The 16,364-nt window shown below is 61.4% G+C and carries 12 protein-coding genes and 2 pseudogenes; 5 read left to right on the top strand and 9 right to left on the bottom strand.

All coding sequences use genetic code 11. The features are described from left to right. The first annotated feature begins 4 nt into the window (after positions 1-4). A complete protein-coding gene (locus tag WA965_RS05920) occupies positions 5-649 on the top strand; it encodes a VWA domain-containing protein (RefSeq protein WP_526303057.1) in 645 nt (214 codons plus the stop codon). A gap of 228 nt (positions 650-877) precedes the next feature. On the opposite strand, the gene WA965_RS05915 is transcribed toward WA965_RS05920, so the two are convergent. Further along, entirely contained in the window at positions 878-1,375 is a 498-nt protein-coding gene (locus WA965_RS05915; RefSeq protein ID WP_526303056.1) for a hypothetical protein, read from the bottom strand. Between the two features lie 399 nt (positions 1,376-1,774). Here WA965_RS05915 and WA965_RS05910 point away from each other — a divergent pair, with 399 nt between their 5' ends. Beyond that, on the top strand, positions 1,775-3,112 hold the full coding sequence (locus WA965_RS05910) for a hypothetical protein (RefSeq protein ID WP_526303055.1): 1,338 nt from the start codon (positions 1,775-1,777) through the stop codon (positions 3,110-3,112). A 276-nt stretch (positions 3,113-3,388) separates the two neighbouring features. Then, on the top strand, positions 3,389-5,659 hold the full coding sequence (locus WA965_RS05905; protein ID WP_526303054.1) for a GmrSD restriction endonuclease domain-containing protein: 2,271 nt from the start codon (positions 3,389-3,391) through the stop codon (positions 5,657-5,659). 426 nt (positions 5,660-6,085) lie between these two features. Here WA965_RS05905 and istB read toward each other — a convergent pair. The 8 genes and pseudogenes from istB to WA965_RS05865 all read right to left on the bottom strand — a co-directional run bounded on the left by istB (position 6,086) and on the right by WA965_RS05865 (position 13,858). Further along, positions 6,086-6,819 (bottom strand): annotated as a pseudogene (istB, locus tag WA965_RS05900) (IS21-like element helper ATPase IstB). Between the two features lie 59 nt (positions 6,820-6,878). Then, a pseudogene (locus WA965_RS05895) lies at positions 6,879-7,510 on the bottom strand (Mu transposase domain-containing protein); the annotation flags it as partial. Between the two features lie 227 nt (positions 7,511-7,737). Continuing rightward, the gene (locus tag WA965_RS05890; RefSeq protein ID WP_526303053.1) at positions 7,738-7,911 is read right to left on the bottom strand and encodes a hypothetical protein; all 174 of its coding nucleotides are present in this window, start codon (positions 7,909-7,911) and stop codon (positions 7,738-7,740) included. Further along, on the bottom strand, positions 7,896-8,735 hold the full coding sequence (locus WA965_RS05885) for a DUF6884 domain-containing protein (protein WP_526303052.1): 840 nt from the start codon (positions 8,733-8,735) through the stop codon (positions 7,896-7,898). Before WA965_RS05885 ends, WA965_RS05890 begins: the two co-directional genes overlap by 16 nt. Positions 8,736-8,746: 11 nt before the next feature. Then, complete coding sequence (locus WA965_RS05880; protein ID WP_526303051.1) at positions 8,747-9,091, bottom strand: hypothetical protein; 345 nt, start codon at positions 9,089-9,091, stop codon at positions 8,747-8,749. After that, positions 9,088-11,484, bottom strand: coding sequence for an AAA family ATPase (locus WA965_RS05875; RefSeq protein WP_526303050.1), 2,397 nt, complete (start codon positions 11,482-11,484; stop codon positions 9,088-9,090). Before WA965_RS05875 ends, WA965_RS05880 begins: the two co-directional genes overlap by 4 nt. Before the next feature lie 1,378 nt (positions 11,485-12,862). Next, positions 12,863-12,997, bottom strand: coding sequence for a hypothetical protein (locus WA965_RS05870; protein WP_526303049.1), 135 nt, complete (start codon positions 12,995-12,997; stop codon positions 12,863-12,865). A gap of 510 nt (positions 12,998-13,507) precedes the next feature. Then, positions 13,508-13,858, bottom strand: a complete 351-nt coding sequence (locus tag WA965_RS05865; RefSeq protein ID WP_526303048.1) for a hypothetical protein — start codon at positions 13,856-13,858, stop codon at positions 13,508-13,510. A 381-nt stretch (positions 13,859-14,239) separates the two neighbouring features. Between WA965_RS05865 and WA965_RS05860 the strand changes: the two genes are divergently transcribed. Then, entirely contained in the window at positions 14,240-15,352 is a 1,113-nt protein-coding gene (locus tag WA965_RS05860) for a UvrD-helicase domain-containing protein (RefSeq protein ID WP_526303047.1), read from the top strand. Positions 15,353-15,425: 73 nt separating this feature from the next. Continuing rightward, a complete protein-coding gene (locus WA965_RS05855) occupies positions 15,426-16,361 on the top strand; it encodes a 3'-5' exonuclease (RefSeq protein ID WP_526303102.1) in 936 nt (311 codons plus the stop codon). The last annotated feature ends 3 nt before the right edge of the window (positions 16,362-16,364 follow it).

Genomic DNA, 16,364 nt, shown 5'->3' with positions numbered 1-16,364 from the left:
CACCATGCCGAACCAGAACCTCACCCTCATCGCCTTCCTGCTCGACCGCTCCGGATCGATGCAGTCGATCAAGTCCGACGTGGTCGGGGGCTTCGATGCCTTCCTCACCGAGCAGCGCGCCGGCGAGGGTGAATGCCGCGTCACGCTCGCGCAGTTCGACAACGAATACGAGGTCGTCTATCACGCGGTTCCTGTCGATGAAGTGCCTCCGCTGGAGCTGAACCCACGCAACAGCACGGCGCTGCTGGACTCGATGGGCAAGCTGATCACCGACACCGCTGCAGAAATCGCCGCACTCGACAAGCACGACAAGCCGGGTTCGGTCATCGTCGCGATCATGACCGATGGTCTGGAGAACGCCAGCCACGAATGGAGCCGGCCTGCGATCAAGTCGCTGGTTGAGCAGCAGACCAACGAATTCGGTTGGGATTTCCTGTACATGGGCGCCGATCAGGATGCCGTGGAGGTCGGCAAGGATCTCGGGGTTCGGGCAGAGCAGGCTGTCACCTACGGCCGGGGGAAGTCCCGGGAGGCGCTGGCCGCGATGTCGGGCAATGTGCGGGGGTATCGGAACGCGAAGATGGTAGACGCGGAGGCGGCTATGCCGGCGTTCAGTCCGGATCAGCGGTCGGAGTTGACGGACGACTGATTCAAGCTCGGGCGCCCCTAAAGGGTTATCGCACAATGGACTCAGTGCCCCCGCCGCGAGCCCGGCAGGCCGCCACGCACCTCCCGGGTGACGCGATCAAGTTCAGAGCTGCGGACGATCCCAGCATGAGTTCCGTTGGCTGCCAAGCAAACCTCGCCCAAGCAGACGGCTCAGCCTATGTGGGCAATTCCCCCGGTGGCTCAAAGCGGACGCTTTTATCTGATCGGTTCAGGCCGACGGCCACACGATCTGTCCGAAGCTCGGCCCAGGATCGATTACCACCACAGCCTTCTTCGCCAGCTCCCTGGCCGTCGCAGTAGGGCCCGCGTCGAGATAGCTGCGGAGAGCGACGATCGGATCGGCCGACGGTGCAACTTTGAGCGAGCGGCCGAGCAGGTCCACGCGCCTACCTACGAAATCATGGTCGGCGGGATGGCGGCCGTGCTCGGACTCGCCGAAGTCGGTAACACCGCGGCGGCGGTACGGGTACCCGATGCCTGGATCTTCCGAGAAGAAAGTGTAGACGTCCAGATCCTTCACGCCGTTGGTGCCGTTCACGTAATGCAAGGCTGCGCCTTGGCAAAGCGCCGTCACGAGAATCCGGTCGCGGTACACAGCGAGGTGGGGTTTGCGCCTGAACAGTCCTTCGCGATCCGCCTCCGCTATTTTGAAGAGACGGCCCAGGTGCCTGTCAGTGATCGCAGCGATGGATCGTTCGACATTCACATGCCGCAGTGTAGGAGCGAGGTTCGGACTACGCGCCAGGTTGACGTGCATAGCCTCACCGCGGGTCATAATCGGCGGCGCGCATCGAATAGCGTCTCCGCCCGGCGCATCAACCCAGATGCAGCCAGCATCGCCTCCACCCGGGTGCGCCGATCACGATAACTCCTGCCAGTCGTGGCTTTGCGGCCGCAAGCCCACCGCCAGAGGCAATCGCCCCGCACAAGCATTTTTCTGTCATTGGGATCTCGGTCCGAGATTAGGTGCCCCCGGAGACGCACCGATCCGAATGGCAGACCCCTCCGACAAGAGCGCGTCGTCTGAGATTCATGACCAGTTGGCAGCCGCTCCCCGACCGTTGTGCAGTGCCTTAGACTGCGGGCGCGAGCAAAGGGGACCCTGTTGGCTGATGATCTTGTTCCGGTGACACCGGCGCACGTCGACAGTGAGTCACACTCACTGCCGGCGACCATCCCGGATAGCGGTGAGATCGCGATTTCCGTCCAGTCGGAGGGCCTTCTGGTCGCGGGCGACCCTAAAGAGATCGAGGCATACGTCGAGAGGATTCAAGGCGTTGTCAGCCACGCGATCGATGTCTCGGGCGTGGATAGAGCATCGCTCGGCAACACAGCCGGGCTCGCGGCAGGTGCGGCAGCGTTCTTGGGGCAGTCAGCCAAGTTCGTGCAACTGCACCCAGACAGCGTCCAGGCCATTCAAAAGGGCCAGTTGATCCCTGGCACCGACGGCTTCTACCGCATGATGACGCGCGGCGCGGACAAGAAGTTCGTCAGCCAGCTGCAGTGGAGAAACGCCAACCTGACGCCGACACGCATGATGTCGCTCCAAATGGTGGCTGTCCAGCTCGCGCTCAAGTCGGCGATCGCCGAGGTCGAAGAATCAGTCCGCCGCGTCGAGGGCAAGGTCGAGGAGATCTTGCGCCTGGCTCATGCCAACAGGTCCGGCGATGTGCTGGGTGATCGGGTCACTGTAGACCGGATGGTGGCCTATCTCGATCGGCACGGCTCATTCTCTGATGCTGATTGGGACGCGATCGCAGGAATCGGGCCGGCACTCAACCGAACGGTCGAGCAGCTTCGCCACCATGCCGATCGCACGCTGAAATCATTCGACCCGGCCAAGCCCATTCAGGATCGCGCCGAGTTCATCGTCAACGCAGTCGACAACAACCAGCTCGGCGAGACCTTGAGCCTGCTTGTCGTCGCGCAAGAGTCATTATTCAAATGGCAGCGGCTGCGAATTGCCCGAGTCGAAGCCACACAGCCGCAGCACCTTCAGCAGGTTCTCGACGACGCCCGTGACCTATTGGCTCGCCAGCTCGCCGAGGACGGTGCAGTCTTTCAACGAGCTCGAGACATCCTGGAGGCAGTCGCAAAGACCCAGGCCATCGACGGCCTGCGCTTCTGGTCGGTGAGCAATCTGGAGCGGAGCCTTCCGGCGTTGCGCGAAGATCTGGACCGATTCGCGAAAGCGCGACGGGCGCAATTGCAGGAATGGTCGGAGTTCAAGGCTCCAACGGCATTCGAAGGCGCCAGCGCTGCAGTCGATCTCGTGGGTGACACGGCCACCAAGGGCCTGGAGGCCGCTGGTGGTGCGGCGACGCTGGCGCTGGGCGCGGCGAGTCAAGGCATCGATCGAATTAGCGGACTCTTCGGCCGCTCGCGCGAGAAGACCAAGGTCTGGCGTCGGGACGGTGCCGATGAAGGCGATGGAACAACGTAAGCCAACCCACCCCCACCTTCGTGCCTCAAACAGGTCCGTAGGCAGCGGCCCCTGCCTTTGAACGGGAACTCCCGTCCCCAATGACGTCTCAGATTCATATATAGAGGATCTGCGCTCGTGATATCTGTACTGCGAACTGAAGTCACCGGTCGATCGTGGGTGGGCAGTACCGGTGGTGTCATTGCCAGCAGGCAAGCTATGGTCGGCAAGGGGTCAACTTTGCGGCTGCGGCCAGCTCAGCACACTCTTGCCAGGAGCGACTTGGGGAGGATCTGGATGCCTACGTTGTACCGGGACACTGGTTACACGCTCGATTACCTTGTACTCGACATCAAGGCGGGGCGCATCGCTCTACCAGACATCCAGCGCCCATTCGTATGGTCTTCGGCGAAGGCAAGGGATCTACTTGACTCGATGTATCGGGGCTATCCCGTGGGCACAATCATGCTGTGGGAGACCGGAGTTGACGCAGAGACTCGTAAGATCGGCGAGAGTGACACTGGTACGCCTCGCCTTCTGATAGTCGATGGACAGCAACGACTGACCTCGCTCTACGCAGTATTGACGGGCCAGCAGGTCCTTACGAAGACGTTCGAGAGTCGACGTATACGGATCGGATTCCGGCCATCGGACGAGACGTTCGAGGTTACCGACGCCGCGATTGAGCGCGACCCGGAATTCATTCCGGACATCACAGCACTTTGGACGACCGGATATCGGCCCACGGTCAGGCAGTTCCTGAAGGGATTGAACGACATCCGCGACGGAGGCCTATCGGAGGCCGACGAGGATTTGCTGGAAGACCGCATAAATCGAGTCCACGATCTCGATGCGTTTCGCTTCCAAGTGATCGAACTGGACAAGACAGCGGACGAAGAGCAAGTCGCCGAGATCTTCGTGCGTATCAACTCTGAGGGCGTCAAGCTCAACCAGGCCGACTTCATCCTGACGTTGATGTCAGTTCACTGGGAGAAAGGGCGCCGCCAGTTAGAAGCGTTTAGCCGCGCTGCTGTCGATCGGTCCATAGTTGGTCCGAGCTCGCGAAATCCCTACATCGAACCCAGCCCGGACCAGATGTTGCGAGTAGGAGTCGCACTTGCCTTCCGACGAGCAAGACTCCAGTACGTCTACAACATCCTGCGCGGCAAAGATCTGGAAACAGGTAACGTAAGCGCGTCGCGTCGCGAGGCACAATTCCAAATCCTGTCCGGGGCTCAGGACCGCGCCCTCGATCTGACTAACTGGCATGAGTACCTGAAGTGCGTCTACGCGGCTGGCTACCGCAGCGGCCGAATGATTACCTCTCAGAACACAATTCTGTTCGCCTATGCTCTATGGCTGATTGGTCGAGTTGACTTCGGGCTCGACTTGAATACGCTCCGCCCGGTGATCAGTCGATGGTTCTTTATGGCCCACACGACGGGGCGATATACATCTTCGCCCGAGTCGCAGTTGGAGTCGGACCTTGGTCGGATCGCCGATCTGCCCATCGGCGACGGCCAAGCCTTTATCACGGAGCTCGATAGGATCGTGTCCGCCAACTTCACCAATGACTACTGGGAGATCACGCTTCCCAACAAGCTCGACAATTCGTCGCCTCGCTCGCCTGCTCTGTTCGCCTATCTGTCGGCACTCAACCTTCTTGACGCTGAAGTCCTCTTTAGCGAGATCAAGATCTCCTACCTATTAGACCCGTCGACGACGGCGCCACGATCAATGGAGCGCCATCACCTCTTCCCAAAGAAACACCTAGCCACTTTGGGCATCACCAACACCCGCCAGATGAACGCTATCGCCAATATGGCGTTCCTCGATTGGGCGGAGAACTCGTCGATCAGTGCAAGCGCCCCCTATGACTACTGGGCGAAGATGTCGGCCCAGGTGCCGGCGGATCGACTGAAGCGCCAGATCCACCACCACGCACTGCCTGTCGGCTGGGAACAGCTTGACTATCAAAAGTTTTTGGAGCGACGCCGCGTGATGATCGCCAAGGTTGTGCGCGAAGGGTTTGGGACGCTTTGGGGGTCAGCCCCAGCGCCACGGGAAGCGACGATCGACGACGTTATAGCCGCGGGTGAATCTCAGACCATCGAATTCAAGTCGTCTGCGCGATGGAATCTCCATACGCAGCAGGCTGATCCGAAGTTGGAACACGTGATTGTCAAGACTGTATGCGGCTTCTTGAACGCAGAAGGCGGAACACTCCTCATCGGTGTCGACGACGCCGGCAAGATCTTGGGCCTGGAGGACGACTTCAAGACCCTCGGCAGCAGGAACAACGTAGATGGATACGAGCTCTTCGTCAGGCAGCTGTTGGACAACGGCTTATCGGTGAACACGGCAACCACGGTTCGGGTTCGCTTCGAATCGCGCCTTGACTCGACTGTTTGCGTGGTCTCTGTAGCCGCATCGGGCAAGCCGGTTTTCGCAGAACCGCCGAAGGGATCAGGCCTCTCTGCCAAAGAATTCTGGGTCAGGACCGGAAACGCGACCAAGCAATTTCACGGCGATGACATGCTTGAGTATCAAGAGCAGCACTGGGGCTGACAGGCCCTACCCGGCTGACTTGCTCGGCGAAGTTTCAAACTCCCTTGACACGCGGGTAGGTCGCGCAAAGGCAACGCGGCGGCACTCTGCGAATAGGCGCCCCTCAGGTCCGTCTTGAGTCCATCTTAAAGCCATCAGGCAGTGGCTTATAACTCTTTTTTCATGGTTCGGAGTCTTTGTAGGTGGCTTTTGCGCTAGACGTCCATCGACTGAAATGCTCGCAATCTGTCGAAGTCGCGATCTGCCCGACTACAAAGTAATCGTGCGAGCCACCTTTGAGGCGGACCATATCGCGTTCCCACCCGTTCGCCAGAGGAGCTCGGAGGCGTGTATCCCCAAAGCCGCTGTCAATGGCCAAGTTGAAGTATCCGCTGGTGGCCGGATAAAAGTACCCACCCCGTGCTGTAGTTCCTAGGTTGGCTTGGGTTACTCCTTTCGGTTTTTGGCGTCTTTCATGCGGTAGAAGTCGCCGTCGGTGATGACGACGGTGGCGTGGTGCAGGAGTCGGTCGAGGATGCTGACGGCTCTGGTCTGCTCGGGCAGGAAGCGTCCCCATTGTTCGAAGGGCCAAAGCGAGCCGATGGCCAGGGATCGGCTTTCGTAGGCGCCGGCGACGAGCCGGAACAACAGCTGGGTGCCGGTGTCGTCGAGCGGGGCGAAGCCGAGTTCGTCGAGAATGATCAGATCCACCCGCAGCAGAGATTCGATGATTTTGCCGACGGTGTTGTCGGCCAAGCCGCGGTAGAGGGTTTCGACGAGGTCGGCTACGGTGAAGTACCACACCTTGAGTCCGGCGTGGATCGCGGCGGTCCCCAGCCCGATCAGCGTGTGGTACTTACCGGTGCCGGGCCGATGAATGCCAGATTCTGTTGTGTCCAAATCCATTCCAGACTCGACAGGTAATCGAAGGTCTTCGGCGGGATCGAGGAGGCGGCCACATCGAAGGACTCCAACGGCTTCGGGGCGGGGAACGCCGCGGCCTTGAGTCGGTTGACGATGTTGGAGGCGTCACGGGCGGCCAGTTCAGTCTCGATCAGGGTGCGCAGGACCTCCTCGGGTGTCCAGCGTTGGGTCTTCGCGGTAATGAGGACCTCTGGTGCGGTGCGCCGCACCGCGGCCAGCTTCAATCGTCGCAACCCCGCGTCGAGGTCGGCGGCCAGTGGTAGAACCGATGGTGCTCCAACGGGTTCGACGTCGCTGGTCGGCGGTGTTGTCTTGGTTACGGGATCACCTCGCCGTCGATGACGGGGCTGAACTTATAGGCGTCCAGGGAGCGGGTCGGGGCAACCGGCAGGTCGAGGATGAGCGCATCCCCGGCTGGGGCGGGGCTGCGGTGTCCCGGTGCCGGCGGCCAGGATCGAACGCACGTCGGCGGCGCGGAACCGGCGGAACGCCACCGCACGGTGCAACGCCGAGATCAGGGTCTCGGTGCCGTGAGCGGCACCGAGAGCGAGCAGGACCTCCAACTCCGAGGCCAGTCGCGTGTTACCGATCGCCGCGGCGCACGAGGAACGCTTGGTCATCCTCACCGAGCTCGCAGAACTGCTTCTCCACGGTCGTCTTCGGCCGCGGCCCGCGACTCGGCGCGGGCCGGGGTCCGTCGTAGTGCTCGTCGAGGATCGAGGTGCCGCCAGGGGCGACGAGTTCGTGTTCGGCCACGATCACCCCGGTCGCCGGTTCCAGCAGGACGATCGCGCCGTGGTCGACGACCACGGCGACGGTGGTGCCGATCAACCGCATCGGCACCGAGTAGCGGGCCGACCCGTACCGGATGCACGACAGTCGGTCGACCTTGCGCAGCACCGAGGGTGCCCCGATCTGCAACCGCAGCGATGGGAGTGGTTGCAGCAGTCAATCGGAGGAAGCAAGATTGAAGTCACGACGACGACCTACGGACGACCTGCGATCGAAGCACTGAGCGCGCAGGTCACCGAGCTCAAGGCCGTTGATCCCCTTGCGTCTGTGACAGTGGTCGTGGCAGGTCCCCGAGAAACCATACGGGTTCGCTGCGTTCCTCCCGCACTCGAATTGTGTATTCGTGCCACACCTCATTCAGTTGTCCCGACCTCTTGTTGGAATCATCTCGACGCCACAACCCTGCGAAGCGCCTTTAGCCGCTGTCGAATCGGCGTTTCAGTCATACCTTGCAGATTGAGCGGGGGGTCCAGAATCTTGAGGACGCGGGTCTCGAGCCGCCCGAGTTCGTCACGGTCCTCGAAGGGGACCGCGACAACCTTCAGGTGATGGTGCATCCACTCGGTAAGAGCTGCTTCGCCACACGGGACGATCCGTCGATGCTGGCGAGGATCGCCCCGAGCGTCCTCCGAAACGTGGAAAACTCATGATTGCCCGCCAGGTGCATCGTCGTGATGCGAAGCCAAAGAGTGTTGTTCGACTGCTTACCGCTTGGCCACCTTGTCGCACCGGCCAAACCGGCGTAGATGAGACCAGCTGCGATTGGGATCTCGAGCCCGCGGCTGAGGTCGCTCGCCCCTACCTCATCGACCCACCAGCTGTACAAGCCGGGTGAGTTGGTCGCTATTGGTCCCGTGGCGAGAAAGTCATTGGGAGACATCGCCAGTGCCACATGCAGAAGGCGCTCGACGACCGACTGATCATCGTCGTGAGGAACGAGAGCGGCGTCCTCGGGAATGACATTCTGTCGCACGTACCACGCTAACCGCGGACCCATCGACAGGCCCCGCAGCGGCTCGACAACTTCCGCACCCACGTCCTCTAATCGCGGCCTGAGTACTTCCAAATACTCGGCGCCGGCGTGGACTTCGACTATTCGTCCTGCTAAAGGCCCCGCCAGGAGCTGGAGCCTCGCGACCACCCACCCGGCCCATGCGTCGCGATACGCCGCCGGCGTGTCCGGAAGGTAACGCTCGTACGGCGCGAGATACTCGTCCGGTGCGACCAGCCCGTGCTCGGCGGACAGAATGAACCACGGCACTCCAATTCGTTCTGCATAAGCTCGTTGCTTCTTGAACAAGGTCGACGTGTACAGATCTTTCGCCATCGCTGGCTGCGATCGCTTCGTCTTCACGCACGTCACCAGCAAGACATCGGCCACCTGAGACCCACTCACTTATCGGCCGGAATCAAACGGGCCACCACACCACACAACTGCTCGATCTCAGCCACCGACGGCTGCAATTCATAAGCGTGCACATGGCAAGCATTGCTCAAGCGGTGCCACGCAACCGCCGCCTTACCGGCCGCATCGGCGTCATCCAAGACTCGCAGGATCAGCAATTGACTGCGGGTGTTTGCCCGTGGCGCGCGTGCGTCAACGCTAATGCAACGAACATCGATAATCTCCTCAAGCGCGCGGCGGGCAAGGAACGCCGCCATCCTCGCGGAAAAACCTTTGGCGGCACGCGTCGTCAGAATCGACTCCGCCTGGGCCAGTAGCGCAACGGCTTTCAACGCAGGGCCAACAGAGTGTGCACCGTGCGTTCTAGTTCCTTCGCCTCCGGCTTCGTGATGTGCATTCCATCACCGTGCACGGCGTTGCAGACTCGGAACGTGTACCGCCGTTCAGGTTTCGCATCGAGCCAGGCAGTAATGTCAGACGTCGAGTCGCCGTGCAAGGCCAGCGCGAGTCGCTGGCCCGTCTTGGGTGCTGAGGCCCAAGCCATCTCGGAATCCTCCCGGCTTTCGCCCGCGAGCGCACGCTTGGTGAAGTAGGCCTGCTTAGCGGCGGCCTCCACTGCCAGTCGGAAGAGTCCGGGCATCAACCGCTTTCGAATCTCCTCCGGCAGCTCTTGATCCATGAGCAGCGCGAAGACATCATTGACTTGGCGCTGCGCGGGATTGACGTTGTCGCGAGTGGTGACCCTGGAGCCCTTTTCGCGAATCACCTCGATGAGCCTGGCGTCTGTGCCCGTCTCGCGGATCGTCGAGGCGAGTCGGTCGTCGTGGGAGAACACGATCACCTGATGGGTCTGCGCAATCTCCGACAGCACCTGGACGAAGCCGTCGATCTTGGCGGGGTCCATCGCCTGGATCGGGTCGTCGAGGACGACGAATCTAAATGGGCTGTCGATGGAGGTGGCCCTCGGTAGGAAGAGTGCCAAGGCCAGGGCGTGCAATTCACCTTGGCTCATGACCGGCAGTGCCTTGATCGACTCCCCATCGACCGTGCCCTCGAGCACCGCTTTGCGACGGGTGTTGGTGCCCGCGAGTGTGATGCTGCCAAGGTCGACGTTGCTCTCCTGCCGGAGCTGCCCCCAAATTTTTCGCGCGTGCGCGGCAATGCTTTCCAGCCTCTGATTGCGAAATGGACCGGCGTGTTGGTTGAGCCACTTCTTGGCCGCGGTCATGGTCTTGACAGTCCCGTCGACCGCGCGGGCGTCATCCTCGAGCGGGATCCAGCCGCCGAGCTGCGCGGCAATCGGCGCCCACGTGCTCTCTCGGGCGTCGAGGGCGGACTGTGCCTGCACCCGTAGCGCGCCAGCCGACTCAAAGACGGCCAGCATCGCCGATTCGAGATGATTGGCTAATTCCACGTCGTCGTCGGGCATGACTTTGGCGGCAGCTACGGCCCCGTTGTAATCGGCCAGTGCAGGAAGGTCCACGTTCGGCACCTCGTCGGCGTGCTGACCGGTGCTGCTGAGATCGATCGCAGCTGCACGCGCCGCGGTGAGTTCAGCGGTGGCGGCTTGGTATTTCCCAAGCGCCTCCTCGGTACTGGCGACAGATTGCTCCGCTGCGCTGACCCACTGACTGTCGAGTCGGCCCTGACCGCAGACGGGACAATCGATGTCTCCGTCGTGCTCATGGAGGCGAAGCGCCGATTGCAGAAGCTGGACGCGGTGCCGAGTGCTATCTGCCAACGATGCCGAGACAGCCTGCAGGTCCATTGATGCCGCACGGAGCCGCGCAGCCGCCGTCGCGATGTCGTCGACTGTCGGGACACTGAGCGCTGCCAGTGCACGCAACGCGGATACCGCCTGTTGCCCGTGAGGATCTGACCCTGTGGCCAAAGTCAGGAGGTCGTCCAAAGGCGCGCCGCCGCGCTTCTTCAGCAGCGCGGTGCCCTGCTGTGCCCGCTCGTCAGCACTCTCGGCGAGAACGCCGAGTAGGCGCTTGCGCTCGTCGTCAGCACGATCGCGAAGAATCTTCGAGGACTTGAGTTGAGCCGAAAGCCATCGCTCGGCATCGGCGAGCACCTCAAGGCCGAGTAACTTGGCAAGGGCGTCGTACAGAGCGGACGGGCCACCGTCGAACAGCCGGCCCAACTCCTCGTAGGAAAGCACTGGCCGGGTGAGTTCGAGCGGACGCGTCCATCCGAGGGAAGTGGTGCCCGGCAGGCGCTCACCGTCGCTCATCCGCGTGTACGACGTGCGTGCATCGAGTTCGGCATCTTTTTCCCACGTCACCCCGACGGTGAACGAACCGACCTGCTCAGCGGTGAAGCCCACCCTGATGGCGCAAGGATGCGGACGATGCACGTTTCGCCACGACTCCGCCCACAGCGTCTCCTTTTTGTTGAACCAGCGGTAGCTGGTCCCGGTGAGCGCGAGTTCGAGCGCTTCGGCGAAGCTGGACTTCCCCGAACCGTTTCGGCCGCTGACCACGGTGAGCCCAGGTGCAGGAAAGAGGTCGAGCTGTGTTTGCCCACCAATTCCGCGGAACCCCACCACGGAGATTGCGGTTAGGAAGGTGGGCGTCGGTTTGGCTTCGATGTTTGCGCTAGCGTCGGTGACCTCGGCAAGCGCATTCAGTACCACATCCTTGACGTCGCCAGCAATTGCAGTGTCATCGTTCAGCAGCTCCAGAATGGCGTCTTGTACTGATTCCTCGCCTGTCGCCCCCATCGCCCCATTGAACTACGGACGACTGACACGGCGGGGGCGGTTCGGGGAGACGAGACACTCAGCGACGGTGCGCCGGCAACGAACGCGTTGTGAGCAGCCATAAGTACGAGACCCATACGTTCAATGCGGGAAAATCTGATGCACCGCATCCAAGAATGCACTTACGTGCCGCACATGACACTCTGCTCGCAACGCTGAATGCAAGACGGTTTTCCGGCCCGCAAGATCGTCCAGCAAACACACCTCCATGTCCCAAGCACCCGCTAACGTCTAGACCAGCACTCGACCATGGAGGATTTGCAGATGACGTCGGCAGCGGTCTCGTTCAAGCCGGTCCGCCACGACGGAATGGTCCCTGAAGTCATATCTCCGCACGGCCAACCACTCCGACACACGCGAACGTTGTCGACCATCGAGCCTGAAGCCGGTGGTGACGATGCGATGGTCAAGAACCCGGCGCTTGTCCGCAACGCCTGGGGCCACGCCAAACGTGAGAAACGGGACCGCATTTTTAAGATCGAGGGATGGCGTCCGAGTCATCGTAGGCAGGCAAGGTGGCGGATGTTGCTCCAGGCGGAGGGACACACCAGGCATGAGCAATAAGGTTGTTTGGCCCCCCCGAATCGTCCAGCTCCCGGATTGGGATAACGCGGCTGGAGTCGCCGTCATATGTGGCGGTGCGGACCACCGAGTCATCAGACGCGGTGACGAGATCATTGCGCTAGATCATCCCGACGTCGAACCCGACTTGGCCGGAGTCCGCAGGGCAGTCGCCACGGGCAACATCCGGCTCCTTGGATTCCGTTTCGTCGACACCCATTTCATCGAGGAGGAAATTCACCGGGGGCGTACAGGTCGGACATGGATTTCGGCGAAACCCAATACCGCAGGCGTCGAGATTGGGGAGACGCCCGACGCCGACGGAATCGCACCGTGTGTCCGTCTCATTCTCGAACGCTTTGCCCCCTGCACGTGGTGCGGCAGGCTCCTCTCGAAGGGCACCAATTGCACGGCAGATGACAATCCGCTCTGCGTGCTTGCCAACGGCACCGGATGGCGCCGCTCGATCCCGGCGGGGTGGATGCAAGCCACGCTTGCCGGAGTCCCGAACGGCCTCTCCCGTAGTTGGCCACGCCGTTACGAATGGAGTCGCAACGCCCCCATGAACCATGTCAGAGCAGCGTTCCTCGCGTCACCCTGGTGGCCGGAATTGCACCCCCGCCGGTTCAAGAACCTGATCTGTCAACACCACGCAGACCATGGCGGCAGATTCGCAGACGCGATCAATGCGGTTACGCACGTCCTTGAGGAGAGCATGGGCGAGATGAGACCGCCACCGCCCCGTGAATAGATGAGCGCGAGCCGAGCAGTCTCCTGCCTAACTGGAGGCTTCGTCTTCGTCGTCGATCAGGGAGTAGCCGCCCCAACTTTCGGAAACCCAGTCTTCAAAGGTGATCTCCTCCCGTTGTTCGGAATCGAGATCTGCGAGGTCCTCGGAGAAGAGGTTTTGCATCTCTTCCTCGGTGTATTCATTTCCGTCTTTGTCCCGATATCTGTCCATATCGAACTTTGAGACCTCTCTTGAGCCACCTGACCGATTCAAGTGCCAACCCGACTCGCGAACCGGGTGGACTCAGTATCGGGGACTCGCCATACCGAACGGCACGACGGGGTCGTTCTCCGCGTAGTTGTCGACGTTATGGTCTGCCGATTGGACGTAGAGGTCCCTTGTCGTCGGCCTCAACCGAGTCAGAGCTCCGTCTCACCCACCGCTATGCCATCCGTTGAGTGCAGGCGGCACCGCATACGACACCGACATCACGGGCAGGACCTACCTGATCAACGGGGCTAAAGTGCGCTGCGGAATTCAGTCCTGCGGCTGAGTGCATTTGTCCTACGGCAAGACTTCTGGTGACTCCGTCGGGGACACAGGACACCTTGCCCTTGGACGGGCGCAGTTCGGCAGAAATCGAATGCCCATCAGGAAGCGGTCTGCGCCGCGCACTGCGAAAACATATGGAACCTAGCCCCGGCTATCACCGAACTCGGCGGCGGTAAGTGCTACGAGGCACCCCGATCCGTCATGCCCACCACCCCGAGCCTGCTCAGACAACTCGAACACGATGGTGTCGTCACCGAACAGGCTAGCGAGCTCGTCAAGAACATCCGCTTCGATCTCGTCAAGCTTTTCCTCGAGGCCATCTGCTGCGGCTGGCCCCAGCTGGGATTCTCCGACCCAGTCCACGAAAACTGACACGTGCTCGCAGAAATGTTCGCCAGGACCGCCCTCACCGACGATCACCGCTCCGCAGTACAAACAGTGAAACGCTGAAAAGCCATTCAGTCGGGTCAGTGAGACGGTGTTCGCAGGCATGGCAACTCCTATCGAGGCAGTGCGATGACACACTAACTGTGCATGTTGTGCGATTCGGGCGATCGGCCTTGTGTTCCTCATCCTGACCGTAAAGATCGACCACACCAGCGACACTAAATATTCACAAGTCGGGGCTGTTGAAGTCTGCACCAAATGTTCAGTTTAGAGATAGTCGATCGACAGAAGTTTTGACCGTGGCCGAGGCTGAAAATATGATGCTTCACCCAGGCCCGTTGACGTAGCACCACCCTCGCCCGGATGCCATGACAGCTAGTTGCGTCAAACCGCTACCGTCAGAGCGTCACCTCCTCTGGCCGGTGGCCGAACGCAGAGTGACCAAGACGTGGGCAATCACTTAGTTAGGAAGGTGGAAGGAGTGCAGTGAAGTTCAAGTGGGTGGCTCCGACCGAGACGACGGCGCGACCGGTCCCGAAGCCGTTCGCCGCGGCGCCTACGGCATCGAAGCTTGCAACGAACCCGCCAAAGGCGCAGCCCCCAATCACTCCCCCTCCAGCTCCCATCGTTCCCGGTCCACGCGTCGACCCGGTCACGCAAGGTCCGGCGGCGACCACCGCCGACATCCCGACTCTCGAGGGCGACGCAGCGAAGGCCGTCTCGCATCGTGGCACCCACATCCAGATCATCGCAGCGGCTGGCTCTGGCAAAACGGAGGTTGTTTCCCAGCGGGTGGCGTCACTGCTCGCCGACGGCACACCTCCGGAGTCAATCGTCGCGTTCACGTTCACGGAGAAGGCCGCTGCCGAGCTGAAAGAGCGCATTCGCGAGCGCGTGACCGCCCGCATTGGTGCGGAGGCAACCGATCAACTCGGCCGGCTGTTCGTCGGCACGATCCACGCATACTGCTTCCGCATGCTGCAGACGTACGTACCGCGGTACGAGACGTACACGCCGCTCGATGCAAACCAGCTGACAAATTTTCTGTACCAGCAGAGCAGGCTTATCGGCATCACCTCACTCGTCCCTACCGACGGCACGTTCAAGAACATTGCGACTTTCCAACGCGGAATCGACGTGATCGAGAACGAGTTGATCGACGTCGAGACTCTGCCGGCTGGCGATCTCAAGGCCGCGGTGGAGTCGTACTACGCGGCGCTCGATCGTCACCAGTTCATGTCGTTCGGCACACAGATCGTGCGCGCCGTCGAGGCACTGACTGATCCCGAGGTTCACGCCGCGGTGACCTCTCCGCTAAGGCACCTCGTCGTCGACGAATACCAGGACGTTAACCCCGCGCAGGAGCGGCTGGTTGAGCTGCTCGCGAAGCCCTTCGGCAACGCAGAAGTCGTGGTTGTCGGCGACGACGACCAAGCGATTTACCAGTGGCGTGGTTCGTCGGTCGGCAATGCTGCCGTTTCGCGAGGCGAATGGCCCCAGCGTTGCGTTGGTCCGCGACCCGGGGAAAGAGGGCGACGCGGCAGACGAGATCGCCCGGCAGATCCTCGACTTCCACTCGAGGGGCCTCCCCTACCGTGACATCGCGATCCTCGTTCGCGGACGGGCTGCCTATCCCGCGCTGATTGACGCCCTTGCCAGGGCAGCCATACCCGTGCAAGCGGGCGGTCGATCAGGATTGTTCGCCCAACCCGAGCCGCAGGTATTCGGAGCCACATATGCCTGGATCGCCGACATCGACTGGGCGACTGCGAAATTCGCCCAGCGGCAGAAAGTCACTTTTGATCGCCTCCTCGACGACTACTGTGCGACGTTCAACATCCCGACAGCAAGGCGTTCGGAGCTGTCGACGCATCTCGCGGAGTGGAAGGCGAGGGCTCTCGAAAGCCACTTCAACGAGAGCTTGGTGCGTGACTTCTACTCGTTGATGGAGTTGCTCCACGTCAACGAGTGGGATCTTTCCGATGAGCTGACGCGTAACCGCCTCGGAACGATCGCCCGCTTCACTACGGTTCTCGCCGATTACGAGGGGGTCAGCTGGCGCGCCCGCAAGGACAAAGACAATCCGGGTGAGCAGGTCGGTGGCCGAAGCGGCGGGGTGTGGTTCTACAAGAACCTCGCCATCCTGCTAACCAACTACGCGGTGGGGAGCTACGACGACTTCGCGGGTGAAGAAGGCCATCTCGCCGACGCCGTCGCTCTCGGAACGGTTCACGGCTCCAAAGGCCTTGAGTGGCCTGTCGTCTTCTTGCCGTCACTAGTGAAGAAGCGGTTCCCGTCCAGCATGACGGGACGCTCACTGGGCTTCCCCAAAGACCTACTCGGCCGGTTCGACCGACAACGTTACGAAGGGACCGACGCCGACGAGCGCCGACTGTTCTACGTGGCGATCACACGGGCGCGCGATGCGGTGCTGCTCTCGAGCTTCTCGCTACAGGACAATGGAAATAACCGCGGCGCGTCGCCTGGCAATGTCAACTTGAACTGGCCCCGGTGTGACGGCGTGATTTGGCTCCACCTCGGTCGGTTCGGACGTCCGCGTCGGTGGGGCGACGTTAGCCGCAGAAGATGGCAGGGTCGCGGTCAGTGAGAA

Origin of the sequence: Mycobacterium sp. (assembly GCF_049683935.1) — a bacterium.
Taxonomy (GTDB): Bacteria; Actinomycetota; Actinomycetes; order Mycobacteriales; family Mycobacteriaceae; genus Mycobacterium.
Note: the sequence above shows the minus strand (reverse complement) of the source record. Positions and strands in the feature narration are given on the sequence as shown.

Excerpts from the sequence above, each read along its gene's own strand:
- WA965_RS05920 (WP_526303057.1), top strand. The coding sequence starts at position 5 with ATGCCGAACCAGAACCTCACCCTCATCGCCTTCCTGCTCGACCGCTCC.
- WA965_RS05905 (WP_526303054.1), top strand. The coding sequence starts at position 3,389 with ATGCCTACGTTGTACCGGGACACTGGTTACACGCTCGATTACCTTGTA.
- WA965_RS05890 (WP_526303053.1), bottom strand. The coding sequence starts at position 7,911 with ATGCACCATCACCTGAAGGTTGTCGCGGTCCCCTTCGAGGACCGTGAC.
- WA965_RS05875 (WP_526303050.1), bottom strand. The coding sequence starts at position 11,484 with ATGGGGGCGACAGGCGAGGAATCAGTACAAGACGCCATTCTGGAGCTG.
- WA965_RS05870 (WP_526303049.1), bottom strand. The coding sequence starts at position 12,997 with ATGCAAAACCTCTTCTCCGAGGACCTCGCAGATCTCGATTCCGAACAA.
- WA965_RS05865 (WP_526303048.1), bottom strand. The coding sequence starts at position 13,858 with ATGCCTGCGAACACCGTCTCACTGACCCGACTGAATGGCTTTTCAGCG.